Raw genomic sequence first — 23,067 nt, 5'->3', positions numbered from 1 at the left:
AAGACTGACCCCTCAGTCAATGTTGCGGTGACTGGCGTCCCGAACCCTTGACATGCCGGGCGCCGAGCGCATCATTGACCATCGCGTCAGAATTGCGATCCTCCTACCCCGACAGGGAGTTCGACCATGCCGGACGTCCCACGCACCACGGCCGAAGCATCTTCCGGCGACGCACCCCGCCCGGGCCTGCGCGCCAACGCGCTCGGGATGACGACGAGCCTGATCCTGTCGGTCGCGTCGGCCGCGCCCGCGTACAGCCTCGCGGCGACGCTCGCGTTCATCGTGGCGTTCGTCGGCTTCCAGGCGCCGTCGATCGTCGTGCTGGCCTTCGTGCCGATCCTGTTCGTGTCCTTCGGCTACGCGGCCCTCAACCGTCAGGAGCCCGACTGCGGCACGATCTTCACCTGGGCGAGCCGGGTGCTCGGCCCGCGTGTCGGGTTCATGGGCGGCTGGGCCATCATCGCCTCGTTCGTGCTGGTCCTCGCCAGCCTGGCGCAGGTCGCGGGCCAGTACGTGTTCATCCTCTGCGGCGCCGAGGGCATCGGCGCGGATCCGTCGAGCCCCTGGGTGCTCCTGGTGGGGCTCGGCTGGATCGGCCTGATGAGCGCCGTCTGCTACCGCGGCATCGAGGTGGCGGCGGCCGTGCAACGCGCCCTGCTGTTCCTGGAGTTCGGGATGCTGGTCGTCCTCTCCGTGGTCGCGCTGGTGCGTGTCTACGGCGGGGCCGCGGGGCCGGGCGCACACCATCCGCGGCTGTCGTGGCTGAACCCCTTCGAGATCCCGTCGCCGAGCGCGTTCGTCAGCGGGCTGGTGCTGATGCTGTTCATCTACTGGGGCTGGGAGACGGCGCTCACCGTCAACGAGGAGACCACCGACCGGCACCGCACACCGGGCCGGGCCGCCGCCTGGTCGACGCTGACACTCCTCGGGCTGTACCTGGTGGCCACCATCGCAACGCTGGCCTTCGCCGGCATCGGCACGACGGGCATCGGACTCGGCAATCCCGACAACTTCGGCGACGTGTTCTCCGCCATCGGCCGTGCCGTCTTCGGCGACAGCGGCCTCGGGTCCTTCCTGTGGCATCTGCTGGTCCTGATGGTCCTGTCGTCGGCGGCGGCCTCGACCGAGACGACGGTCCTGACGCTGGGCCGCACGATGCTGGCGATGGGCCGGCGCGGCGCCGCCCCGCGGGCGCTCGCGAAGGTGCATCCGCGGTACGCGATCCCGCAGTACGGCACCATCGCCACCGGGCTCGCGGGAGCGGTCTGCTACATCGTCATGAACTTCCTCAGCGACGGCCAGGTGATCGGTGACGCGGTGTCGTCCTGCGGCTTGATGATCGCGTTCTACTACGGGCTCACCGGCCTTACCTCGGCCTGGGCGTACCGGGGTCAATGGCGGCGCAGTGCCGGGGATCTGTGGCTGCGGGTCGTGCTGCCCGCGATCGGCGGCCTGGTGCTGCTGGCGGCCGGGCTGTGGAGCCTGCGCAACGACTGGGACCCGGCGAACAGCTACACCTCGTGGACGCTGCCGTTCGCGCCGCACTGGCACATCGGTGGTGTCTTCCTCATCGGCGTCGGCACGCTGCTCCTGGGCTGGCTGCTGATGCTCGTCCGCGCACGTGTGGCCCCGGAGTTCTTCGACCGCACGGCCACGGCCCGCCGGGACGAGCAGGCTCCCGCCGCTCCCCCGCACGAGGCCGTCCCGCGCTGACACCCCGAACGGCCGCACCTTCGTCCACCGATCGACCGTCGACAGAGGAGCCCGTCATGCCCCTCCCCGTGCCCGACCCGTCGGGACTGACCGAAGAACAGCAGGAGTTCGTCCGCCTCGCCCGCGACTTCGCGGCCACGGAGATCCGACCGCGTGCCCGCGCGGTCGACGACGCCGCCGTCGAGCCACCGCTCGACCTGTGGAAGAAGGCCGCGGCGGCTGGACTGACGGACTTCATGATCCCGGCCGAGTACGGCGGGGGTGGTGTCACCGACCTGGCCACCCAGGCACTCGTCCAGGAGGAGCTGTGCCACGGTGACATCGGCATCGGCAATCTGCTCACGTCGAACGGCTTCTTCGCCGCCCCGGTCCTCGAACTCGGCAGCGCCGCGCAGAAGGAGCGGTGGCTGCGCCCGCTGACCTCGCCGACCCCGCCGTTGACCGCGCTCGCCGTCACGGAGCCCGACCACGGCTCGGACGCCGCGGGCATCCGCACGCGTGCGGTGCGCGAGGGCGACCACTACGTGCTCAGCGGGCAGAAGACATGGATCTCCAACGCCCCGTACGCGAGCCGGTTCGTGGTGTTCGCGACGGTCGATCCGGGGCTCCGTTCCCGCGGTGTCACGGCGTTCGTCGTCGAGCGGGACGCGGCGGGGCTCTCCGTCGGCCGGCCGATGCGCAAGATGGGGCAGCGGGCCGTCGTCAACGCGGAGGTGTTCCTCGACGGCGTACGGGTCCCGGTCGCCGACCGGCTCGGCGAGGAAGGGGCGGGCTTCTCCGGGCTCATGCGGACCTTCGACGCCTCCCGGATCCTGATCGGCGCGTCCTGCACCGGACTGTGCCGGGCGGCGCTCGACCTGGCGGTGCGCTACGCGCGCGAGCGGGTGCAGTTCGGCGTGCCGATCATCGAGCACCAGTCGGTGGCCTTCCGGCTCGCCGACATGTCGACCCGCGCGGACACCGCACACCTGGTGACGATGCGCGCGGCGCGCCTGCACGACCGGGGTCTCAAGGTGACCTCCGAGGCGGCGACGGCGAAGCTGGTCGGCTCGGAGAACGCCATGTTCGCCACGTGGGCCGCCGTGCAGACACTCGGCGGCAACGGCTACTCGCAGGAGTTCCTCGCCGAGAAGTGGATGCGGGACGCCAAACTGGAGGAGATCGAGGAAGGCACCTCCGACATCCAGCGCCTCATCATCTCCCGTGCGCTCGCGGCATCATGACGACCCGTCGGACGCTCGACGTGTTCCGCGCACCGCGTTCCGTCGCCGTGGTCGGCGCCACCGACAATCCCGCCAAGTGGGGCCACTGGCTCGCGCGCGGGGCACTGGCCGGGCGGCATCGGCGCCGGGTGCACCTCGTCAACGCGCGGGGCGCGAGGGTCCTCGGGCAGCCGAGCCACCCGTCCCTCGACGCCCTGCCCGAGGTGCCCGAGCTGGTCGCCTTCGCCGTGCCCGCGGCCTCGCTCGCCGCCGGAGTCCACCGCGCGGTCGGTCTCGGGGCCCCGGGGCTGCTCGCCGTCACCTCGGGCGTCGAGGACCCCGCCGCGCTCGCCCGCACCGTCAGGGCCGGCGGCTCCCGTCTGGTGGGTCCGAACTGTCTGGGCCTGTACGACGCGGCGGCCGAACTGGAGCTGGCCTGGGGCCGGTTCACCGCGGGCTCGCTCGCGGTCGTCTCGCAGAGCGGTCAGGTCGGCCTCGAGATCGCCCAGTTGGCCGCGGCGGCCGGTGTCGGAGTCTCGCGGTTCGTCTCCGTGGGCAGCCAGCTCGACGTCGGCGCCGCCGAGGTGCTCGCCGATCTCGTCGACCACGACACCACCCGCGCCGTCGCCCTTTACCTGGAGAGTTACGGCGACGGTGGGCCGCTCCTCGACGCGCTCGCCGCGCTGCGCGAGGCGGGCAAACCGGTGCTGCTGCTCACCGTCGGTGCCAGCACGGCGGCGCGCCAGGCCGCCCGCTCGCACACCGGCGCCATGACCTCCTCGCTCGACGTGGTGGACGCGGCCTGCCGTGCGGTCGGGGCCGTACGCGTCGACACCCCGGCCCACCTCGTCGACACCGCGCATCTGGTGCTCCGGGCGGGCCCTGTCCGCGGGCCGCGTGTGGCGTGGCGGACAGCGGTGGGCAGGGCGCCGTGGCCGCGGACACCGCCGCGCGGCTCGGCCTGGAGGTCACCGAGTTTCCGTCCTCCGTGCGGCAGGACCTCGGGTGTCATCTGCCGCCGGGCGCCGGGCGGGCGAACCCCGTCGACCTCGACGGCGCGGGCGAGCGCGACCTGTCGACGTATGTCTCGGTCCCGGCCTGTCTGGCGGATGCGTCGGTCGCCGACGCGGTGGTGCTCAGTGGGTACTTCGGCAGCTACGGGCGGGACATCCCCGCGCAGGCGTCGGCGGAGTCGGACGTGGCACGTGCGCTCGGACGCCTCGCCGTGGACAGAGGACTACCGGTCGTCGTGCACTCCATGGCCGAACACACCTCGACGCTGCGAAAGTTGGAGGCATCGGGTGTGCCGACGTTCACCGATGTCGAGCGGGCGCTGCGGGCCGTCGCCACGGCGCACCGGCTGCACCGGCAGCCTCTGCGCACAGCGCCACGCCCGGCGCCGGGCGTGGCCCCCGTCGGCACGGGATACCTGGCGGCCCGCCGCCTGCTGGGCGAGGCAGGTGTGCCGTTCCCCCGGGCGGCGGGAATCCCGCCGGACACGCGTGACCCGGTGGCCGCGGCGGGCGCCCTCTCCGCCCCCGTGGTGCTCAAGGCCGACTGGCTGGAGCACAAGACCGAGCACGGAGGTGTGGCGACCGGGCTGTGGGACCCCGGCGCGGTGCGGGCCGCGTACCTCGACATGGTCGAGCGCCTCGGCCCGCACCGCTACGTGGTCGAGGAGATGGACCGGCGTCCGGACGTCGTGGAGGTGCTCGTCGCCGCCCGCCGCGACACGTCGTTCGGCCCGGTCGTGGTGGTCGGGGCGGGCGGCGTCCGCGCCGAGCTCTCCCGCGACCTGGCCCTCGAACTCGCGCCCTGTTCACGGGCCACCGCACACGCCATGGTGCGCGGCCTGCGGATGGCGCCCCTGCTGCACGGTTGGCGCGGTGGCCGCCCCGCCGACCTGGAGGCCCTGGTGGACATCGTCGTCGCCGTGTCCGAGGTGCTCGCCTCCCGGGAGGACATCACCGAGGTCGAGCTCAACCCGGTGCGTCTCGCTCCGGACGGTGCGCTCGCCGTGGATGCCGTCGTCCTTGCCGCCGGGTCCCACGGGGGCGGGACAGCGTAGGGTGAGGCCCGCTTCGACCGCACGGCATCGCAGGAGTCACCCTTGTCCGCTTCCCTCACCGATCTGCTGGAAGACGCGCCTGTCGTCGCGAGCGTGAAGGACGAGGCGGGGCTCAAGGCGGTGCTGCGCTCGGACTGCAAGGTCGTCTTCCTGCTGTACGGCTCGCTGCTCGACCTGCCGGAGATCGTCGCCCGGCTCAAGGACGACGGGCGGACCGTGCTGGTCAATGTCGACCTGGTGGAAGGCTTCTCCGGCAAAGACGTCGTCGTGCGGTACGTGAAGGAGCGGACGGCGGCGGACGGGATCCTCAGCTCGAAGGCGTTCATGGTGCGGGCGGCCCGGGAGGCGGGGCTCTTCGCCGTGCACCGGTTCTTCCTCATCGACTCGATGTCGTACCGCAATCTCGTGCCGCAGCTGCGGTCGTCGAAGGCGGACTGCGTCGAGATCCTGCCCGGCTGCATGCCGCGGGTCATCGAGTGGGTCGTGAACGACATCGAGGTGCCGCTCATCGCGGGCGGGCTCGTCTGCGACCGCGACGACGTGTTCGCGGCACTGAAGGCGGGCGCCACCGCCATCGCCTCGTCCAATACCGAGGTCTGGGAGATGTAGCCGGCACGGACCGGCGGTGAACAACCCTTGACACTCTCGCCCGGGTCGATCTAGGTTTGCTTCCCGAGCCCCGGAAAGGGCTCCCACAATCACATATCGGCACCCGCCCCACGGCAGGTGCAGTTACTAGAGACCAGAGAACAGTAACTCCTCAGCGATTGAGGGTTGCTGTTCTTTTTTTGTGCCGTTTTTCGCACCCACAACGAGGTGGTCCGTGACCAGAGCGCGTAAATGGACGGGATTTCTGATCCTGTCGATGTCGTGCGGCATCATCTTCCAAGTCGCCTACATTCGGTTCGTGTTTCTCGGCGCGACGGCCGAGGCGCTCCACCTTTCGTCGCAGGACTACGGCAACATCATCTCCGTGTTCGGTTTCGTGGCGATGGTGATGTACTTCGTGGGCGGCTGGTTCGCCGACAAGTTCTCACCGAAGCTGCTGGTCGCGGTGGGTCTCGCCGGGACCGGCGTGCTCGATCTGTATCTGGCGCAGGCACCGGGGTACGGCGGCACGCTCGTCGCGCACGTTCTCATGGCGGTGATGGGGATGGGGCTCTACTGGCCCGCTCTCGTCAAGGCCATCGGGATGCTCGGCGAGACCTCCGAGCAGGGGCGGCTCTTCGGATTCCTGGAGGGGATGCGCGGCGTCACGTCGACCATTGTCGGATTCGTCGGCACCGCGCTCGTGACGGGCGCGGTGAGCGAGGCGGCGGGCGTCATCTGGGTCATTCGGATCTATGGAATTCTCGCCTTCGTGTTCGCCGCGCTCGTCTGGTTCCTGGTGCGGGACGACAAGGAGAAACTGGCCGCTCTCGGCTCCAGCACCGTCACGTTGAAGCAGCTGTGGCGGGCCGCGAAGAACAAATACACGTGGCTCATCGGCATCACCGTCATGCTGATGTACTGCTTCTACACGACGCTCGGCTATTTCTCGCCGTTGCTCGAATACCGTTTCGGGATCGCGGCCGGTCTCATCGGTGTCATCGGTGTCGTGCGCACGTACGTGTTCCAGTTCGTGGCGGGTCCCGCGGGCGGGGTGGTCGTGGACAAGGTCACCAAGTCGTCGCCGCGGTTCCTGCGCTGGATGTTCGCGGGCTGCGCGGTCGTCGCCGCCGTGTTCCTCGTCCTGCCGCACGAGGCCGTCTTCGGGTGGGTCGCGGTGGCCCTGATGTTCCTGCTGTGCCTGTTCGTGTTCGCCAGCCGTGGTGTGTACTTCGCGACCGTCGGCGAGGTGGAGATCCCCGAGAACGAGCGCGGTGGTGTCATCGGCCTGGTCTCCGGCATCGCCTTCCTGCCCGACGCGTTCCTGCCGTCGCTGTGCGCCTGGTGGATCGGCGACCCGGCCGCGAGCCCCGCGGTGCCCGAGCGTGGCGGCGGCTACACCACGATGTTCGGCTTCCTGCTGGCCGCGGCGCTGCTCGGCCTGCTGTTCACCACCCTCACCACCCGTACCCGCCGCCGGGAGCTCGCCGCCCGCGCCGCGTGGCCGGCCGCCACGCAGGCGGCCACCGACTCCCCCGCTCCCGCGCTCTGAGGAAGGCCCTCGACTTCATGGACATCACCGACTTCCACCGCGACTTCTTCTCCCTCGACGGCAAGAACGCCATCGTCACCGGCGGCAACACCGGCCTCGGCCAGGCGTTCTCGCTCGCCCTCGCCAAGGCGGGCGCCAATGTCTTCGTGCCCTCCTTCGCCGACGACGACGGCACGACCCGCAAGCTCATCGAGGGCGAGGGCCGGCGGATGGAGTTCCTGGAGGCCGACCTGACGGCGCCGGGTGTACCGCGCCGTGTCATCGAGGGGTGTGCGGAGGCCTTCGGCTCGGTCGACATCCTGGTGAACTCGGCCGGCATCTGCCATCTCGCGGGCGTCGAGGAGTTCGGCCGCGACGAGTGGGACCCGATGATCGGCGTCAATCTCACCGCCCCGTTCGAACTGAGCCGCGAGGCGACCCGCTTCATGATCCCGCAGCGCTCGGGGAAGATCATCAACATCGCGTCGATGTTCTCCTTCCTCGGCGGGCAGATGTCCCCCGCGTACGCGGCCACCAAGCACGGCATCGCGGGCTTCACCAAGGCGTACTGCGACGAGCTGGCCCAGCACAACATCCAGGTCAACGCCATCGCACCCGGCTACTTCGCCACGAAGATCACCGAGCGGACGCGGGCGAACCCGGAGACGAACCAGCGGGTCCTCGACCACATTCCGGCGGGCCGCTGGGGCGATGTGGCCGACCTGATGGGGACGACGGTCTTCCTCGCGTCCCGGGCGTCGGACTACGTGAACGGCCATGTGCTGCCCGTCGACGGAGGCTATTTGGTCCGCTGAGCAGACGCCCGTACCACTCCCTCCCCCACCGCACATCGCTCCACGCACCACCCGAGACAGAGGTATCTCCCATGGCCAAGTCGCTCTCGAAGCTCAGCCGTCAGGACATCGTCGACCGGCTGACCGCGCTCCTCGGCGCCGGACAGATCGTCACCGACGAGCAGCAGCTCAAGGAGGCGAGCGTCGACCGGTTCAAGAAGTACCAGTCCGTCCACGGCATCTACGACGGCCCGATCCCCGCCGCGATCGTCAACGCCCGCTCCACCGAGGACGTCTCGAAGGTGCTCGCCTTCGCCGACGAGCACCGCGTCAACATCGTCGCCCGCACCGGCCGCACCGGCACCGAGGGCGGTCTGGAGACGGCCGTCGAGGACACCATCGTGCTCGACGGTTCGGGTCTCGACGGCATCGTCGCGATCGACGCCGAGAACATGCGGGCCACCGTCCAGTGCGGGGTGCCTCTGCAGGTGCTCGAGGACACGCTGCGCGAGCGGGGCCTGACCACGGGGCACTCGCCGCAGTCGAAGCCGCTGGCCCAGTACGGCGGCCTCGTCTCGACGCGGTCCATCGGCCAGTTCTCGACCCTGTACGGGGCCATCGAGGACATGGTCGTCGGCCTGGAGGCGGTGTTCCCCGACGGTTCGGTGACGCGCATCAAGAACGTGCCACGCCGTGCGGCGGGCCCGGACATCCGGCACATCGTCATCGGCAACGAGGGCGCGCTGTGCTACATCACCGAGGTCACCGTCAAGGTCTTCAAGTACCAGCCGGAGAACAACGAGTTCCACGGCTTCCTCGTCGACGACATGGCGACCGGCATCGCCGCGATCCGCGAGGTCGTCACGAACGGCTTCAGCCCGTCCGTGGTCCGTGTCTACTCCCCCGAGGACGCCCGCCAGCACTTCTCGCACTTCTACGACGGCAAGGTCGTCGTGGTGTTCGTCGCCGAGGGCCCGCGCGGCCTGGTGCGCGCCACCAGCGAGGAGATCGAGCGCGTGATGGCTCAGCACCGGCACACCAAGGTCGACCCGCGGCTGATCGAGGCCTGGTTCGACAACCTCAACTGGGGCCCGGACAAGATCGAGGCCGAGAAGCAGGTGATGCTGGCGAAGGCCGAACTCGGCTACACCACCGAGGTGTCGGTGGACTGGTCGCGCACGGTCGAGCTGTACGAGAACGTCATCGCGCGCATCCAGGAGGAGTTCCCGGCCGCCGACGACCTGGTGATGCTGGGTGCGCACTCCTCGCACAGCTACCAGACGGGCACGAACCTGTACTTCGTCTACGACTACGTGATCAACTGCGAGCCGCGCGAGGAGATCGGGAAGTACCACATCCCGCTCAACGCCATCATCGTGGAGGAGGCCCTGAAGGTGGGCGGCTCGATGGTCCACCACCATGGTGTCGGCAAGTACCGCGCCCCGTGGACGACGCGGGAGCACGGCAGCGCGTACCCGATCCTGGCCAAGCTCAAGGAGACCTTCGACCCGAACGGGATCATGAACAAGGGCACCATCTTCCCGCTGGACGCCTGAGCGCTCCCCCTCGGTGGGGGGCGGGCTCCTGACCGCCCCCCACCCCCCCACCTCATCTCCCCCGACCGGCCGCAACCCCCAACGGAGTGGGCATGCCCAGCACCCGACCGCGCTACTTCGTGGCGATCGACAACGGATCGCAGTCGACGAAGGTCACCGTCTTCGACCAGCACGGCCGCGCCGTGAGCGAGGGACGCCAGAGCCTGCGCCCCTACGCGACGCCGCGCCCCGGCGTGGTCGAGCATCCCGAGGACGACCTGTGGACGTCGATCGGCGCGGCGAGCCGCCGGGCACTGGCCGCGTTTCCCGGGGACACGGCGGACATCGTGGGCGTGGGCCTGTGCACGATCCGGTTCTGCCGGGCGGTCCTGAAGGCCGACGGCAGCCTCGCGCAGCCGGTCATGAGCTGGATGGACAAGCGGGTCTCGCGCCCGTACGAGCACACGGACCCGGCCGCCACACATGTCACCACGTCGTCCGGCTACCTCACACACCGGATGACCGGGGAGCTGCGTGACACGGCGGCGAACTACGCGGGCATGTGGCCTCTGGACCCGGACACCTGGCGGTGGACGGAGGACGAGGCGGAGCTCGCCAAGTACGGGATTCCGCGGACGATGCTGTTCGACCTGGTGCTGCCGGGCGAGGTGCTCGGGGCGCTCACCGCGGAGGCTGCCGCCCACACCGGCATCCCGGCCGGGCTCCCGGTGGTGGCGACGGCCAACGACAAGGCCGTGGAGGCGCTCGGCTGCGGGCTGCGCGGCGCGGACACGCTGCTGGTCTCGCTCGGCACGTACGTCGCCGGCATGACGACGGGGCCGCGCAACGTCCCCGACGCGAGCGGGTTCTGGACCAACTACGCCGCCACGCCGCACGCGTACCTGTACGAGAGCGACGGTGTGCGGCGCGGCATGTGGACGGTCAGCTGGTACCGCGACCTGCTGGGCGAGGAGGCGGTCACCAAGGCGCGCGCAGCCGGTGTCCCGGTGGAGGACCACCTCAACGCGGAGGCCGCGAAGGTACCGGCGGGCAGCGAGGGGCTGCTCACCGTCCTCGACTGGCTGGCGCCCACCGACGCCCCGTACCGCAAGGGCGGCATCCTCGGCTTCGACGGCCGCCAGGGCAGGTACCACATCTACCGCTCGATCCTCGAGGCACTCGCGCTGACCGTGCACGAGGCGGGCGAGCGGATGGCGGGCGAACTGGGCACGGAGTACCGGCAGTTGATCGTGTCGGGCGGTGGCTCGCACTCGGATCTGCTGATGCAGATCTTCGCGGACGTTTTCGGTGTCCCGGCCCGCCGTTCGGAGGCGGACAGCGCGGCGGGGCTCGGCGCGGCCGTCTGCGCGGCGGTCGGTCTGGGCGTGCACCCCGACTTCGACAGCGCGGTCGCGGCGATGGTGCGGCCGGGCGAGGAGTTCACCCCGGACCCGGCACACCACGCGCTGTACCAGCGGCTCGCGGCGGTGCACCGGGACGTACGGGGACACACCGACGGCATCTACCGGCGGCTGCGGGACATCACGGGGTGAGCTGGGCCGACGGCTCGGCCGGCGCCGGGCGCTGCGCCACGTCCTGCGGGTAGATCATGCGGTCCGGGATCCGGTGCCGTTCGCGGCGGGACAGGAACCAGTAGAGGACTCCCGGCAGGGTCAGACCCACGATCCACGAGATGTCCGCGCCGCCGAGCGGGGCGATGAAGGGGCCGGTGAACAGGTCCGTCGCCATGAACGGGAGTTGGACGACCAGGCCCACTCCGTACGACACCAGGGCGGGCGCCCGCCAGGAACCGTAGCGGCCGTCGGGGTCGTTGAGGGCCGGGATGTCGTAGCGCTCCTTCGCGACCAGGTAGTAGTCGGCGAGGTTCACCGCGCTCCACGGGGTGAAGAAGGCCAGCACGATGAGCAGGAACGTCGAGAACGTGTTGAGGAAGTCGCCGCGCCCGGCGAGGGCCAGGGCGGCGCCCACCACGATGATCGCGGCGATGTAGCCGACCCGCCCGCGCGGCGAGAGCCGGTGGGGCACCGCGCCCCGACGCCGCATCCCGGTCACACTCGTCACGGTCGACATGAACGCGCCGTACGTGTTGAGGACGGTGACGGTCAGTTTGCCGAGGGCGATGACGAAGTAGAGCAGCGCCGCCATCAGGCCCGCCCCGCCGAGTGACACCACGTACGTCACCTCGTGGCCGACGAAGGCCTCCCCCGCGGCCGCCGCGGCAAGGGCTCCGAAGGCCATCGACCACTGGGCGCCGAGCGCGGTCCCGGCCAGCGTCCAGCCGAACGTCGCGCGGGCCGAGGTCGAGCGCGGAAGGTAGCGCGAGTAGTCGGCGACGTACGGGCCGAACGACAGCTGCCAGGACGCGGAGAGTGAGACGGCGAGCAGGAAGGCGGGCAGGGCGAAGCTGTGGTCGGCGAGGACCGTGCCCATGTCGTCGTGCTGCAGGAGGCGCACGCCGAGGTAGACGAACGCCACGCCGCACACCACGCCGGCGAGACGGCCCAGGAATGGATGAGACGGTAACCGACGGCGGCGGCCACCGCGGTGACCACCGTGAAGATGAGGATGCCCGCGACGGGCCCCAGGTGGGTCAGTTCGCCGACCGCCTCGCCCGCGAGGACGGTGCCGCTCGCGGTGCAGCCGATGAACATGAACACCGCGAGGACCAGGGGCACCACGGCGCCGCGGACCCCGAACTGAGCCCGCGAGGAGATCATTTGCGGGAGGCCGAGCCGGGGGCCCTGCGCGGAGTGCAGGGCCATCACCGCGCCGCCGAGCAGGTTGCCGACGAGGAGTCCGATGACCGCCCAGAACGCGGTCGCACCGAGGACGACCGCGAGGGCGCCGGTGACGACGGCCGTGATCTGCAGGTTCGCGCCCACCCACAGGGTGAACTGGCTGAACGCGGTGCCGTGGCGTTCCTCGTCGGGCACCACGTCGATCGAGCGCGACTCGACCAGGCCGCCCGAGGGTTGCTCCTGCGCTGTCGGCATCGCGTCACCGGCCTTCGTGTGCCGCGAGCACCGTGCCGATGGCCGCGACGAGCCCGCGCAGTTCCTCGTCAGTGGTGATGAACGGCGGGCTGATCTGCACGGTGTTGCCGCGCAGCGGGCGGGTGACGAAGCCGAGCTCGACGAGTTCGTCGGTGACCGCCTCCGCGTTGATGTCGTCGACGAGGGCGACACCGCCGAGCAGGCCCGCGACCCGTGTCTCGACGACGGACTCCCGGGTGTTCAGGACCCGCAGTTCGTCGGCGAGGACCTGCTCGAGCTCTGCGACCCGGGGCACCAGCTTCTCCTCGTCGAGGATGTCGAGGTTGCGCAGGGCCACGGCGCAGGCGGTGGCGTGCCCGGAGTAGGTGGCGCCGTGCCGGAACATGGGTGTGTCGTCCGCGTCCCGGTAGAACGGCTGCCAGATGTGCGGGGCGACGAGGACACCGCCGAGTGGTGCGTAGCCGGAGGTGACGCCCTTGGCGAAGGTGATCAGGTCGGGTGTGAGGCCGTAGCGCTGTGTCGCGAACATGTGGCCCGTGCGCCCGAAGCCGGTGATCACCTCGTCGATGATCAGCAGGATGTCGTGCTCGCGGCAGATGCGTTGCAGGCCTTCGAGGTAGCCGGGCGCGGGCACGATGACACCACCGGTGCCCTGGACGGGTTCGGCGACGATCGCCGCGATGCGTTCCGGGCCGATCTCCCGGACGGTGCGTTCGACCGCGTCGATGTCGTCCGTGGACACGCGCGCGGTCTCCGGGACCAGGGAATCGGTGCCGTAGCCGGTCCTGTTGAAGTCCAGGCCCGCGATGCTCGTGCCGTAGGCGTGCAGGCCGTGGTAGGCGAACTCGCGGCTGAGGATCATGGTCTTGTCCGCGCGGCCCTCGCGCTGCCAGTGCCTGCGGGCGAGCTTGCAGGCGACGTCGATGGCGTCGCTTCCGCCGCTGTTGAGGATGACCTTGGGGTCGTCGATGGGCGACAGGGCGGCGAGGCGTTCACCGAGGGCGACGGCGCGGTCGTTCAGGTAGCGGCCGAAGACGTGGTACGTCTCCAGGCGGCGCATCTGGTCGTGGGCGGCGTCGGCGAGTTCGGGGCGCGCATGGCCGACATTGGCGTGCCACAGTCCGGCGGTGCCGTCGAAGAGGCGGCGGCCGTCGGTGCTGAACAGGTAGCTGCCCTCGGCGCGTTCGATGATCAGCTGGCGTCCGAGGACGGATGGGAGGTGGGCCTGCGCGCTCCACAGCGCAGGGCCGGGCAGGACGGGCGGGTTCTCCTGGGCCATGGGGTTCTCCGTGAGAGGTGGGGGGCGGTTCAGTGTGTGGTGGAGCCGTGTCGCCGGGACCGTACGAGCACGTAGGTGACGAGGATCGCGGCCAGGCTCAGGACGCTCAGGTAGAGCTGCGAGCGGGCGTCGGGGACCAGGAGCATGGAGCTGAGGACCACGATGATGGCCGCGAGGGTGGCCCAGCTCAGGTACGGGTAGCCCCACATGCGCAGCTTGAGCCGGTCGGGAGCCTCGCGCTCCAGCTGCCGCCGCATGCGCAACTGCGAGCCGGCGATGATCGCGTAGACGAACAGGCCGACGGCGCCCGCCGAGTTGATGATGAAGTTGAAGATCGTGTCCGGGGCGACGTAGCTCATGGCGACGGCCACGTACCCGACGGACGTGCAGGCCAGGATGGCCTTCCATGGCGTGCCCTTGCGGCTGCGGTGGGCGACCCAGCGCGGCGCCCACCGGTTGCGCTGGAGGGCGAAGAGCATGCGGGAGGCCGTGTAGAGACCGGAGTTGAGCACGGAGAGGACGGAGGTGAGGACCACGACGTTGATGACGGTCGTCGCCGCGGGGACGCCCATCTTGCCGAAGGCCGCCGCGTACGGGCTGGTCTCGACCGGGATCCGGTCCCACGGCGTCATCATCACCAGCAGCGTGACGGACCCGACGTAGAAGATGATGACGCGCCACACCGTGGAGGAGGTCGCCTTCACGACGGACTTCACCGGGTTGTCGGACTCGGCGGCGGCGATCGTGACGATCTCGGTGCCGACGTAGGAGAAGATCACGAGGACGACACCGTGCAGGATGGCCGAGAGGCCGTTGGGGGCGAAGCCGTCGAGCGCGACATTGCCCACGGACAGGGTGGCGTCCGGCCACAGCCCCAGGGCGAAGAGGGTGCCCGCGACGAGGAACACGACGATGGTGACGACCTTGATGGAGGCCAGCCAGAACTCGGTCTCGCCGAAGGAGCGGGTCGACACCAGGTTCGTGGCCGTCAGCAGTGTCATGAGGATGAGCGAGAGAGTCCACTGCGGGACACCGGGTATCCACAGCATCAGCAGCTTGGCGCCCGCGACCGCCTCGAAGGCGACGACGCCGACCCAGAAATACCAGTACAGCCAGCCGATGGTGTATCCGGCCCAGCCGCCCAGCGAGGTGCGGGCGTACTCCATGAACGAGCCGAGGGTCGGCGAGGCGGTCGCCATCTCGCCCAGCATCCGCATGACGAGGATGACCAGGACGCCGCCGAGGGCATAGGACAGGATGCTGGCCGGTCCCACGGTGTGGATGACGGCGCCGCTGCCGACGAAGAGGCTGGCGCCGACGATGCCGCCGAGGGCGATCATCCGGACGTGACGCTGCCTGAGCGTGCGGGGCGCGTCGGAGGGCGGCCGCTGCTCCGGAGCCGTGCCGTCACCCGGATCGATCCTGTCGTTCTCGCGAGTTGTCCGCACTGTTGAGGGCCCTCCTGCCGCATCGGTTCAGTGGGTCACGCAGGCGACGGGCCGTGATCGGCCGAAGCAGTGCGCAACTGTAGAACAGTTCTACTGTCCGGCACCAGGGGTCGCGGGATGGCTACGATGACGCCCATGACCGCACTTGAAGGGCTGGTGGCCCAGCGAACCACGACCGCGCAGCAGATCGCTGACGGTCTGTCGGAGCGGATCCTCGCCGGGTCCTTCCGGCCGGGCGAGCGGCTGCGCGAGAGCGCCATCGCCGCCGAGCTCGGCATCGCCCGCAACACGGTGCGCGAGGCCGTCCGGCTCCTCGAGCACGGCGGACTGATCCGGTTCCAGGCCAACCGCGGGGCGGTGGTCATCTCCCCCACGCCCCGCAGCGTCGACGAGCTCTACACGGCGCGCGAGCACCTGGAGGCGGCGGCGCTCGCGGCGCCCCTCGACACGGCCCAACTCGCCTCCGTCGAGGCGGCGTACGAGGACCTCGTCACGGTCACGGCCTCATTGCGGCGCGCCGACATCGTGGCCGCGGACCTGGCCTTCCACGGGGCGATCGTGGCGACGCTCGGCAACGCGCGCCTCGACGCGTTCTACGCCGGACTCACCCGTGAACTGCGCTTCTACCTCATGGCGTTGTCGGCCCACGAGCGGGAGAACGAGAACCCGCGCAGGCTGCTCGGCGAGCACGAACCGCTGATGGCGGCGATCCGCGCGGGCGACGCGGAGCGCGCGCAGCGGGAGGCACGGCATCACATCGCGTCGAACGCGGCGCGGGTGCAGGAAATCCTGGCGGCGTCCTTCGAGGGGTGAGCGGCGGGGCGCGCTCAGGGCTCCAACGGCTCCGGTTCGCCCCCGCTGGACTCCCGCACCTCCAGCCAGTGCGGTGCCACATGCACCTCGAACGGTGGGGGCTCCTCCGCGCGGACCCGGTTGACCAGGCACTTCACCGCCAGTGCGGCGATCGCCGACTTGTCGGGGACCACCGAGGTCAGCGACGGGGTGCCGTAGCGGGCCTCCTCCGAGCCGTCGACGCCGGCCAGGGCCACGTCGTCCGGGGTGGTCAGGCCCGCCTCGTGCAGGGCGCGGCGGGCGCCGACGGCCAGGAGGTCGCTGAAGCAGAAGACGGCGTCCGGGCGCCGATCCGCGGGGAGTTCGGTCAGGGCGCGCATCGCCTGGAGGCCGTTGCGGCGGTCGAATTCCTTGATCTGGGGGGCGAGGCGCGGGTCGTAGGTCAGGCCCGCGTCGTGCAGCGCCCGCTGGAAGCCCTCCAGGCGCTGGCGGCTGGTCGCGGAGCCGGCCTTGTCGACGCCGATCGCGGCGATGCGGGTGCGGCCGAGGCCCACGAGGTGTGCGGTGGCCTCGCGGGCGGCCGCCACGTTGTCGATGAGGACATGGTCCGCCACCACCCGGTCGCCTTCGTAGCTGCGCTCGCCGAGGAGGACGAGGGGGAACTGGTCGGTGACGGGGGCCAGTTCGTCCGGTGAGACGTGCAGCGGCGAGAGGATCACACCGTCGAGGAGGGATGCCCCGACGCCCGTCGCGAGGCGGAGCTCCTCCTTGGTGTCACCGAGGGTCTCCTCGATGAGGACGGTGAAGCCGAGGGCGGCGGCCTCCGTGCGCACATGGTGGGCGAGTTCCGCGAAGTAGGGCGTCGCCAGGTCCGGCACGGCGAGCGCGATCAGGCCGCTGCGCCCGGTCCGCAGCCGGCGGGCCGAGGGGTTCGGCCGGTATCCCAGCTCCCGCACGGCGCGCATCACGCGGGTCCGCGTCGCTTCCGACACCCGCGGCGCGTCCCTTACAACGTTGGAAACAGTTTTGATCGACACCCCCGCCCGCTCGGCGACGTCCTTGAGCGTCACTGCTGCCACCACCCGACTCCCCTCACCTGGTTCTCCCCGATTATGCATGCGGCAGACCACCGTTCACAGCCCCGGACCCGGCCCGAGTTCCTTCGCGTCAGAGGGTTGACCGCGGTGACACCCACTGGTTACAACGTTGGAATCCGTCGCCGTCGATGCGCACCGCAGCACCTGCGCGCCACCCACGGTGCCCCACACGCCTGCCTCACCGAGAGGTCACCTGGCCCCGCCGCCCCTCACCCGTCCCTCCCTTTCTGGAAGGCCCCCCATGCCCGAACCCCGAAGCGGCCCGCGCCACCGCCCCAGCCGCCGGGCCGTCCTGACCACCGCGGCCGCCGGGGTCGGTGCCGCGCTGGCCGGTACGTTGTCCGGCTGTTCCACCGCGAGCGGCGGCACGTCGCGCGGTGTCACCCTCAGGTTCTCCTGGTGGGGCAATGACGACCGTGCCGCGCGCACCGAGAAGGCGGTGCGCCTCTTCGAGAAGGAGCACCCCGGCGTCACCGTCCGCACGTCCAACGGCGAATTCGGCGCGTACCTGCAGAAGTTGGCGACGCAGGCCGCGGGCGGCGGCATCCCCGACGTGGTGCAGCTCGACTACCGGCAGGTGTCCCAGTACGCCGGCGGCGACGCGCTGATGTCACTGGACGACGTCATCGAGCGCGGCACCGTCGACACGTCCGACATGGACCACAGCTTCCTGCGCACCGGCACGTACCGGGGCGGCCAGTACGCCCTGCCGATGGGCCGCGGCATCACCGGATTCGCCTACGACTCGAAGATCTTCAAGCAGGCCGGGATCGGCACGCCCCGCCCGGACTGGACCTGGCAGGAGTGGGCCGAGGCCAACAGGAAGGTCACCGCGCTCGGCCTGAAGTCCCCCGACGGCCGTCCGCTGCGCGGCGCCAACGACGGCGGCGGCAACGAGGACATCTTCGAGGACTGGCTGCGCAGCCGCGGCCGCAAGCTCTACAAGAGCCAGACGGAACTCGCCTTCACCGAGGACGACCTCACCGAGTTCTGGACGCTCTACGACCGCCTCCGCAAGGACGGCGCCATCGCCGAGCCCCGTGACACCGTGCAGGCCACGAACACCGAAATGTCCCCGATGGGCCGCCGTCTCGCCGCGTCCGACTTCACGTGGGACGCCCCCTTCCCCGGCTATGTCGACCTGCTCGGCGACCAGGTGCACTACGCGCCCGTGCCCACGACCGACGGCAGGCAGGGCGCGTACTTCAAGCCGAGCATGCTCCTCGGGATCGGCGCGCACACCCACCACCCCAAGGAGGCCGCGCAGTTGGTGGACTTCCTGCTCAACGACAAACGCGCGGGCGACATCCTCGGGTTCTCCCGGTCCACCCCGCCCAACCGGACGATCGCGGCCCGCGTCGGCAGGACACTGGAGGGCGCCGAGCTGGAGATCTTCCGGTACGCGCAGACCATGGAGAAGTACGGCCTCGACGCGCCGCCGACCGCGCCGCCGCCCGCCGACCTGGCGATCCAGCCCACCTTCACGCGCGTGCACCAACGCATGATCTACGGCCGGGCCACACCCCGGCAGGCGGCACGCGAACTCATCGACGAGGCCAACAAGGAGCTGAGGTCATGAGCGCACTCACCACCAAGGCGCCCGCCCCCGCACGCCCGAATTCCGAGGGGCCGGCGGCCGGCGGCCGGATCCGTCGGGTGCGCGAGAAGCAGTGGCCCGCCTATGTGTTCCTCTCGCCGTGGATGATCGGCGCGGTCGTCCTGACGCTCGTCCCGATGGCCGTGTCGCTGTATCTGTCGTTCACGGACTACAACTTGTTCGACCCGCCGAAGTGGATCGGGCTGCGCAACTACGCCGACATGCTCACCGACGACCCCCGCTACTGGCGGTCGGTCGGCACCACGATGCTGTACGTCGTCGTGGCCGTCCCGTTGAAGCTGGGCCTCGCCCTCGGTGTGGCCATGCTCCTGAAGAACCTCAGCCGGGGCCGGGCCTTCTACCGCTCGGCGTTCTACGCCCCGTCGCTGCTCGGGGCGAGCATGTCCATCGCCCTGGTGTGGCGGGCCCTGTTCAACGACGGCGGGACGATCTCCCGCGCCCTCGACACCATCGGCATCCACACGGGCGGCTGGGTCGGCAACGCCGATCTGTCGGTGTACGTGATCGTGCTACTGACGGTGTGGCAGTTCGGCGCGCCCATGGTCATCTTCCTGGCGGGTCTTCAGCAGATCTCGCCCGATCTGTACGAGGCGGCGGCACTGGACGGGGCGGGCCGCTGGCGGCAGTTCGTCTCGGTGACCGTGCCGATGCTCTCCCCGGTCGTCTTCTTCAACCTGGTCCTCGAAGTCATCAACTCCTTCCAGGTGTTCACCCCCGCGTTCGCCGTCAGCGGCGGCGAGGGCGGGCCCGCGGACTCGACGCTGTTCTACACGCTGTACCTGTACGAGCGCGGTTTCACGGCCTCGCACATGGGCTACGCCTCGGCGATGGCCTGGCTGCTGCTGATCGCGATCGGCGTGGTCACCCTGATCCTCTTCCGGACGTCCCGGTCCTGGGTCTTCTACGCCGATGACAACGAGGGGGCAGCCCGATGAACATCGCCGCGAAGCGGTGGGTGCCGCACACCGTCGCCGCCGTGTGCCTGCTGGTGCTGCTGTACCCGCTGGCCTGGCTGCTCGCCACGTCGCTGAAGCCGGCCGACGAGGTCATCGCGAGCCTCGACCTGTGGCCGAGCCATCTGGAGTGGGGCAACTACACGACCGCCCTCGAAGGTGTGTCGGGCATTCCGGTGAGCCGGCTGCTCGGCAACTCCCTGTTGATCGCCGGGGGTTCCGTCCTCGGCAACGTGCTGTCCTGCTCGCTGGCCGCGTACGCCTTCGCGCGGCTGCGGTTCCGGATGAGCAGGCCGATGTTCGGCTTCATGGTGGCGACGCTGATGCTGCCGCACCACGTCGTGCTGATCCCGCAGTACATCATCTTCAACCGGCTCGGCCTCACGGACACGTTCTGGCCGCTGATCCTGCCGAAGTTCCTGGCCACCGAGGCGTTCTTCGTGTTCCTCATCGTGCAGTTCATGCGGGGCATTCCGCGGGATCTGGAGGAGTCGGCGCGGATCGACGGCTGCGGTCCCTTCCGCACCTACTGGGCGATCACGCTGCCGCTCAGCCGTCCGGCGCTGATCACCACGGCCATCTTCACGTTCATCTGGACGTGGAACGACTTCTTCACGCAGATGATCTATCTGTTCTCGCCGGAGAAGTCGACGATCACCCTCGCCCTGCGCAGCTTCGTCGACCAGGGCAGCACCTCCGCGTACGGGCCGATGTTCGCCATGTCGGTGATCTCCGTGCTGCCGATCGTGCTGTTCTTCTTCGTCTTCCAACGCTATCTCGTCCAGGGCATGGCGACCTCCGGACTGAAGGGCTGAGACACCATGACGCACACACCTGTCGCGCCCCGGGGCGCGGGACGGCAACGCCGGGAGCCCGGTGAGGTGTTCAGCGGCGGCTTCTCGCTCTTCGCGGACATGCTGCTTGTCGGCCTGCTGACCAGCGTCGCCTGTCTGCCCGTGGTCACGGCGCCGGCCGCCTTCTCCGCGGCGTCGGCGACCCTGCGGGGGACAGCGCGCAGCGGCGTCCAGATCAGTGTCCGCGGGTACGTCGGCGAGCTGCGCGCTCGGCTCGGCGCGAGGGCCTTGCTGGCCGGGTTCGTCCCGCCGCTCTTCGCCCTGCTCCTGTTCCTCGACAGCCGGCTGGTCGGCAGCGGACTGCCGGGAGCCCGGGTCCTGGCACCCGCACTGCTGCTGCTCGCTCTGGGCGCGGCCGTGGTGGGGCTGCGGGCCACGGCGCTGGAGGAGCCGCACCGGCTGTCCGCGCGCGAAGGGCTCGTCCGCTCCCTGGCCGATCCGCGCGGCAGCCTGCTCCTCGCGGGCGCCGTCGTCCTGGCCGCGCTCCTCGCGTGGGCGATGCCGATGCTCGTCCCGCTGCTGCCAGGACCGCTGGCATTCGCCGCGACGGCCGTCGACCTCCGCTCCCCCACCGGCCGGCCCGCACCCTGACACCCCGAACAGCGCACCCCACCACCGGAGTTCTCCTTGTCTCACACCCACCTCGACGTCGCAGGACACCCCCGGCCGCAGCTCGTCCGGGACCCCGACTGGCACGACCTCTGCGGTCCGTGGCGGTTCGCCCGGGACGACGCCGACCGCGGCCGCTCGGAGCGCTGGATGGATCCGGACGTCACCGCGCCGTACACCGACGTGGTGACCGTGCCCTACCCGCCCGAGTCCGAGGCGTCGGGGGTGCGCGACCCCGGCTTCCACCCCGTGCTCTGGTACCGGCGCACGATCGACGTCACCCGGCCCGCCGCGGGCCGCCGCCTGCTGGTGCACTTCGGCGCGGTCGACCACCGGGCGGAGGTCTGGGTGGACGGCCGCCTGGTCGGCCGCCACGAGGGCGGTCACACCGGCTTCACCTGCGATGTCACCGACGTCCTCGACCGGGACGGCGCCCACGTCGTCGTGGTGCGCGCCGAGGACCAGCCGCTCGACGTCACGCAGCCGCGCGGCAAGCAGGACTGGCACCGCGACCCGCACGTCATCTGGTACCACCGCACCTCCGGGATCTGGCAGCCCGTGTGGCTGGAGGAGGTGCCCGAGCTGCATGTGACGACGCTGCACTGGACTCCCGACGTCGCGAACGCCCGCGTACGGTGCCGGGTGCGCCTGAGCCGGTGGCCCGCGTCGCCCGTGCGAGTGTCGGTGCGTCTCACGCTGGGCGAGCGTGTCCTCGCCGACCAGCGGACCCTCGCCGACGGGCAGGAGACGACGTTCGACATCGCGGTGCCCGCGCTGCGCAACGGCCAGGACCTGGACGGTGTGCTGTGGAGCCCCGAGCGCCCGCACCTCGTGGACGCGACGGTCGAGGCGGCCGAGGCGCGGGACGGCGCGGCCGTCGACCGTGTGTCGTCGTACCTCGGGCTGCGCGACATCGGCTGGGACGACGGGCTCTTCCTCCTCAACCACAAGCCGTACTTCCTGCGGCTGGCGCTGCAGCAGGGTTACTGGCCGGGCTCGCACCTCGCGGCGTCGGCGGACGAGCTGCGCCGGGAGGCCGAACTCGCCAAGGAGATCGGCCTCAACGGGCTGCGCATCCACCAGAAGATCGAGGATCCGCGCTTCCTGTACTGGGCGGACCGGCTCGGCCTCGTGCTGTGGGGCGAGATGCCGTCGGCGTACGCGTTCGGCGCGACCACCGTCGAGCGGGTGGTCGCCGAGTGGACGGAGGCGGTCTCGCGCGATCTGAGTCACCCCTCGATCGTCGCCTGGGTGCCCCTCAACGAGTCCTGGTCCGTGCCGAATCCGGCGCTCGTCCCCGAACAGCGCCACTTCATGGACGCCCTGTACCACCTGACCAAGGCCCTCGACCCCTCCCGGCCCGCCGTCTCCAACGACGGCTGGGAGATCTCCGCCGCCGACATGTGGGGCGTGCACGACTACACGCAGCGCGCCGATGTGCTCCGCGAACGCTACGGCCACGCGTCGCTGCGCCAGGGCGGGTTCACCGAGCGGTGGCCCGGTGTCCGCCGCCTCACGCTGGACGGCGTGCGCCACGAGGGGCAGCCCGTGGTCCTCAGCGAGTTCGGCGGCGCCACCTTCGAACCGGCCGAGGGCGCCGAGTGGTTCGGCTACGACACCGTCGCCACCGAGAAGGACTTCGCCGAGCGGCTGTCCTCGCTGGTGGGGGCCGCCGTGGACTCGGGGCTCGCCGGATTCTGCTACACCCAGTTCACCGACACCGAGCAGGAGGTCAACGGCCTGCTCACGGCGGACCGCACACCGAAGATCCCCGTGCCGGAACTCCGCGCGATCCTCACCCGGACCCGCCGCTGACCTCGGTGACGGCCGGTGTGTGCCCGCGGACGCCACGTCGTCGGCGGGCACACACCGGTCATCTCGCCCTCCTCGCCCGACCGTTGACGCCTGCGGGCCAGGAATCGAATACTGACCCCCTGCTACTTGACAACGTTGTCTCGTGATTCGCGAAAGA

At 70.4% G+C, this 23,067-nt stretch carries 17 protein-coding genes and 2 pseudogenes; 15 read left to right on the top strand and 4 right to left on the bottom strand.

Annotated features, from left to right (window positions below):
• The first annotated feature begins 126 nt into the window (after window positions 1-126).
• The 9 genes and pseudogenes from ACZ7L4_RS06715 (at window position 127) to ACZ7L4_RS06675 (ending at window position 10,984) form a co-directional block, all read left to right on the top strand.
• Window positions 127-1,713 carry an APC family permease gene (locus ACZ7L4_RS06715; protein ID WP_472100264.1) on the top strand — a complete coding sequence of 529 codons (1,587 nt, stop codon included), beginning with the start codon at window positions 127-129 and terminating at the stop codon, window positions 1,711-1,713.
• Window positions 1,714-1,769: 56 nt separating this feature from the next.
• A complete protein-coding gene (locus tag ACZ7L4_RS06710) occupies window positions 1,770-2,936 on the top strand; it encodes an acyl-CoA dehydrogenase family protein (protein ID WP_472100262.1) in 1,167 nt (388 codons plus the stop codon).
• A pseudogene (locus ACZ7L4_RS06705) lies at window positions 2,933-3,721 on the top strand (CoA-binding protein); the annotation flags it as partial. The gene ACZ7L4_RS06710 and the pseudogene ACZ7L4_RS06705, both read left to right, overlap by 4 nt.
• Before the next feature lie 98 nt (window positions 3,722-3,819).
• The gene (locus ACZ7L4_RS06700; protein ID WP_472100260.1) at window positions 3,820-4,983 is read left to right on the top strand and encodes an acetate--CoA ligase family protein; all 1,164 of its coding nucleotides are present in this window, start codon (window positions 3,820-3,822) and stop codon (window positions 4,981-4,983) included.
• A gap of 42 nt (window positions 4,984-5,025) precedes the next feature.
• Entirely contained in the window at window positions 5,026-5,592 is a 567-nt protein-coding gene (locus ACZ7L4_RS06695) for a glycerol-3-phosphate responsive antiterminator (RefSeq protein ID WP_472100258.1), read from the top strand.
• A 214-nt stretch (window positions 5,593-5,806) separates the two neighbouring features.
• Window positions 5,807-7,123, top strand: a complete 1,317-nt coding sequence (locus ACZ7L4_RS06690; protein ID WP_472100257.1) for an MFS transporter — start codon at window positions 5,807-5,809, stop codon at window positions 7,121-7,123.
• 17 nt (window positions 7,124-7,140) lie between these two features.
• The gene (locus tag ACZ7L4_RS06685) at window positions 7,141-7,917 is read left to right on the top strand and encodes an SDR family NAD(P)-dependent oxidoreductase (RefSeq protein ID WP_472100255.1); all 777 of its coding nucleotides are present in this window, start codon (window positions 7,141-7,143) and stop codon (window positions 7,915-7,917) included.
• 71 nt (window positions 7,918-7,988) lie between these two features.
• Window positions 7,989-9,452 carry an FAD-binding oxidoreductase gene (locus tag ACZ7L4_RS06680; RefSeq protein ID WP_472100254.1) on the top strand — a complete coding sequence of 488 codons (1,464 nt, stop codon included), beginning with the start codon at window positions 7,989-7,991 and terminating at the stop codon, window positions 9,450-9,452.
• 92 nt (window positions 9,453-9,544) lie between these two features.
• The gene (locus ACZ7L4_RS06675; RefSeq protein WP_472100252.1) at window positions 9,545-10,984 is read left to right on the top strand and encodes an FGGY-family carbohydrate kinase; all 1,440 of its coding nucleotides are present in this window, start codon (window positions 9,545-9,547) and stop codon (window positions 10,982-10,984) included.
• On the opposite strand, the pseudogene ACZ7L4_RS06670 reads toward ACZ7L4_RS06675, so the two are convergent.
• The 3 genes and pseudogenes from ACZ7L4_RS06670 to ACZ7L4_RS06660 form a co-directional block, all read right to left on the bottom strand.
• A pseudogene (locus ACZ7L4_RS06670) lies at window positions 10,974-12,445 on the bottom strand (purine-cytosine permease family protein). The gene ACZ7L4_RS06675 and the pseudogene ACZ7L4_RS06670 sit on opposite strands and share 11 nt — an antisense overlap.
• A 4-nt stretch (window positions 12,446-12,449) precedes the next feature.
• The gene (locus ACZ7L4_RS06665) at window positions 12,450-13,724 is read right to left on the bottom strand and encodes an aminotransferase family protein (RefSeq protein ID WP_472100251.1); all 1,275 of its coding nucleotides are present in this window, start codon (window positions 13,722-13,724) and stop codon (window positions 12,450-12,452) included.
• Window positions 13,725-13,753: 29 nt separating this feature from the next.
• Window positions 13,754-15,172 (bottom strand): amino acid permease, encoded by a 1,419-nt coding sequence (locus ACZ7L4_RS06660; protein WP_472100249.1) that lies wholly within the window; start codon window positions 15,170-15,172, stop codon window positions 13,754-13,756.
• A gap of 135 nt (window positions 15,173-15,307) precedes the next feature.
• Between ACZ7L4_RS06660 and ACZ7L4_RS06655 the strand changes: the two genes are divergently transcribed.
• Window positions 15,308-15,985 carry a GntR family transcriptional regulator gene (locus tag ACZ7L4_RS06655; RefSeq protein WP_472100248.1) on the top strand — a complete coding sequence of 226 codons (678 nt, stop codon included), beginning with the start codon at window positions 15,308-15,310 and terminating at the stop codon, window positions 15,983-15,985.
• Between the two features lie 14 nt (window positions 15,986-15,999).
• Here the strand turns inward: ACZ7L4_RS06655 and ACZ7L4_RS06650 are convergent, their stop codons facing one another.
• The gene (locus ACZ7L4_RS06650; protein ID WP_472100246.1) at window positions 16,000-17,043 is read right to left on the bottom strand and encodes a LacI family DNA-binding transcriptional regulator; all 1,044 of its coding nucleotides are present in this window, start codon (window positions 17,041-17,043) and stop codon (window positions 16,000-16,002) included.
• Window positions 17,044-17,302: 259 nt separating this feature from the next.
• On the opposite strand from ACZ7L4_RS06650, the gene ACZ7L4_RS06645 reads away from it, so the two are divergent.
• From ACZ7L4_RS06645 to ACZ7L4_RS06625, 5 genes are read left to right on the top strand one after another with little or no spacing between them, the layout of a single operon-like run.
• The gene (locus ACZ7L4_RS06645; protein WP_472100245.1) at window positions 17,303-18,640 is read left to right on the top strand and encodes an ABC transporter substrate-binding protein; all 1,338 of its coding nucleotides are present in this window, start codon (window positions 17,303-17,305) and stop codon (window positions 18,638-18,640) included.
• Window positions 18,637-19,614 carry a carbohydrate ABC transporter permease gene (locus tag ACZ7L4_RS06640; protein ID WP_472100243.1) on the top strand — a complete coding sequence of 326 codons (978 nt, stop codon included), beginning with the start codon at window positions 18,637-18,639 and terminating at the stop codon, window positions 19,612-19,614. Before ACZ7L4_RS06645 ends, ACZ7L4_RS06640 begins: the two co-directional genes overlap by 4 nt.
• Window positions 19,611-20,447 (top strand): carbohydrate ABC transporter permease, encoded by an 837-nt coding sequence (locus ACZ7L4_RS06635; RefSeq protein ID WP_472100241.1) that lies wholly within the window; start codon window positions 19,611-19,613, stop codon window positions 20,445-20,447. Before ACZ7L4_RS06640 ends, ACZ7L4_RS06635 begins: the two co-directional genes overlap by 4 nt.
• Before the next feature lie 6 nt (window positions 20,448-20,453).
• The gene (locus tag ACZ7L4_RS06630; protein WP_472100240.1) at window positions 20,454-21,077 is read left to right on the top strand and encodes a hypothetical protein; all 624 of its coding nucleotides are present in this window, start codon (window positions 20,454-20,456) and stop codon (window positions 21,075-21,077) included.
• A 36-nt stretch (window positions 21,078-21,113) separates the two neighbouring features.
• On the top strand, window positions 21,114-22,910 hold the full coding sequence (locus ACZ7L4_RS06625) for a glycoside hydrolase family 2 protein (RefSeq protein ID WP_472100238.1): 1,797 nt from the start codon (window positions 21,114-21,116) through the stop codon (window positions 22,908-22,910).
• The last annotated feature ends 157 nt before the right edge of the window (window positions 22,911-23,067 follow it).

It is taken from the genome of Streptomyces sp. NPDC107575 (genome assembly GCF_055657265.1).
This window is presented reverse-complemented; position numbering and strand designations above follow the sequence as displayed.

Excerpts from the sequence above, each read along its gene's own strand:
- ACZ7L4_RS06715 (WP_472100264.1), top strand. The coding sequence starts at position 127 with ATGCCGGACGTCCCACGCACCACGGCCGAAGCATCTTCCGGCGACGCA.
- ACZ7L4_RS06710 (WP_472100262.1), top strand. The coding sequence starts at position 1,770 with ATGCCCCTCCCCGTGCCCGACCCGTCGGGACTGACCGAAGAACAGCAG.
- ACZ7L4_RS06685 (WP_472100255.1), top strand. The coding sequence starts at position 7,141 with ATGGACATCACCGACTTCCACCGCGACTTCTTCTCCCTCGACGGCAAG.
- ACZ7L4_RS06680 (WP_472100254.1), top strand. The coding sequence starts at position 7,989 with ATGGCCAAGTCGCTCTCGAAGCTCAGCCGTCAGGACATCGTCGACCGG.
- ACZ7L4_RS06675 (WP_472100252.1), top strand. The coding sequence starts at position 9,545 with ATGCCCAGCACCCGACCGCGCTACTTCGTGGCGATCGACAACGGATCG.
- ACZ7L4_RS06665 (WP_472100251.1), bottom strand. The coding sequence starts at position 13,724 with ATGGCCCAGGAGAACCCGCCCGTCCTGCCCGGCCCTGCGCTGTGGAGC.
- ACZ7L4_RS06655 (WP_472100248.1), top strand. The coding sequence starts at position 15,308 with ATGACCGCACTTGAAGGGCTGGTGGCCCAGCGAACCACGACCGCGCAG.
- ACZ7L4_RS06645 (WP_472100245.1), top strand. The coding sequence starts at position 17,303 with ATGCCCGAACCCCGAAGCGGCCCGCGCCACCGCCCCAGCCGCCGGGCC.
- ACZ7L4_RS06640 (WP_472100243.1), top strand. The coding sequence starts at position 18,637 with ATGAGCGCACTCACCACCAAGGCGCCCGCCCCCGCACGCCCGAATTCC.
- ACZ7L4_RS06635 (WP_472100241.1), top strand. The coding sequence starts at position 19,611 with ATGAACATCGCCGCGAAGCGGTGGGTGCCGCACACCGTCGCCGCCGTG.
- ACZ7L4_RS06630 (WP_472100240.1), top strand. The coding sequence starts at position 20,454 with ATGACGCACACACCTGTCGCGCCCCGGGGCGCGGGACGGCAACGCCGG.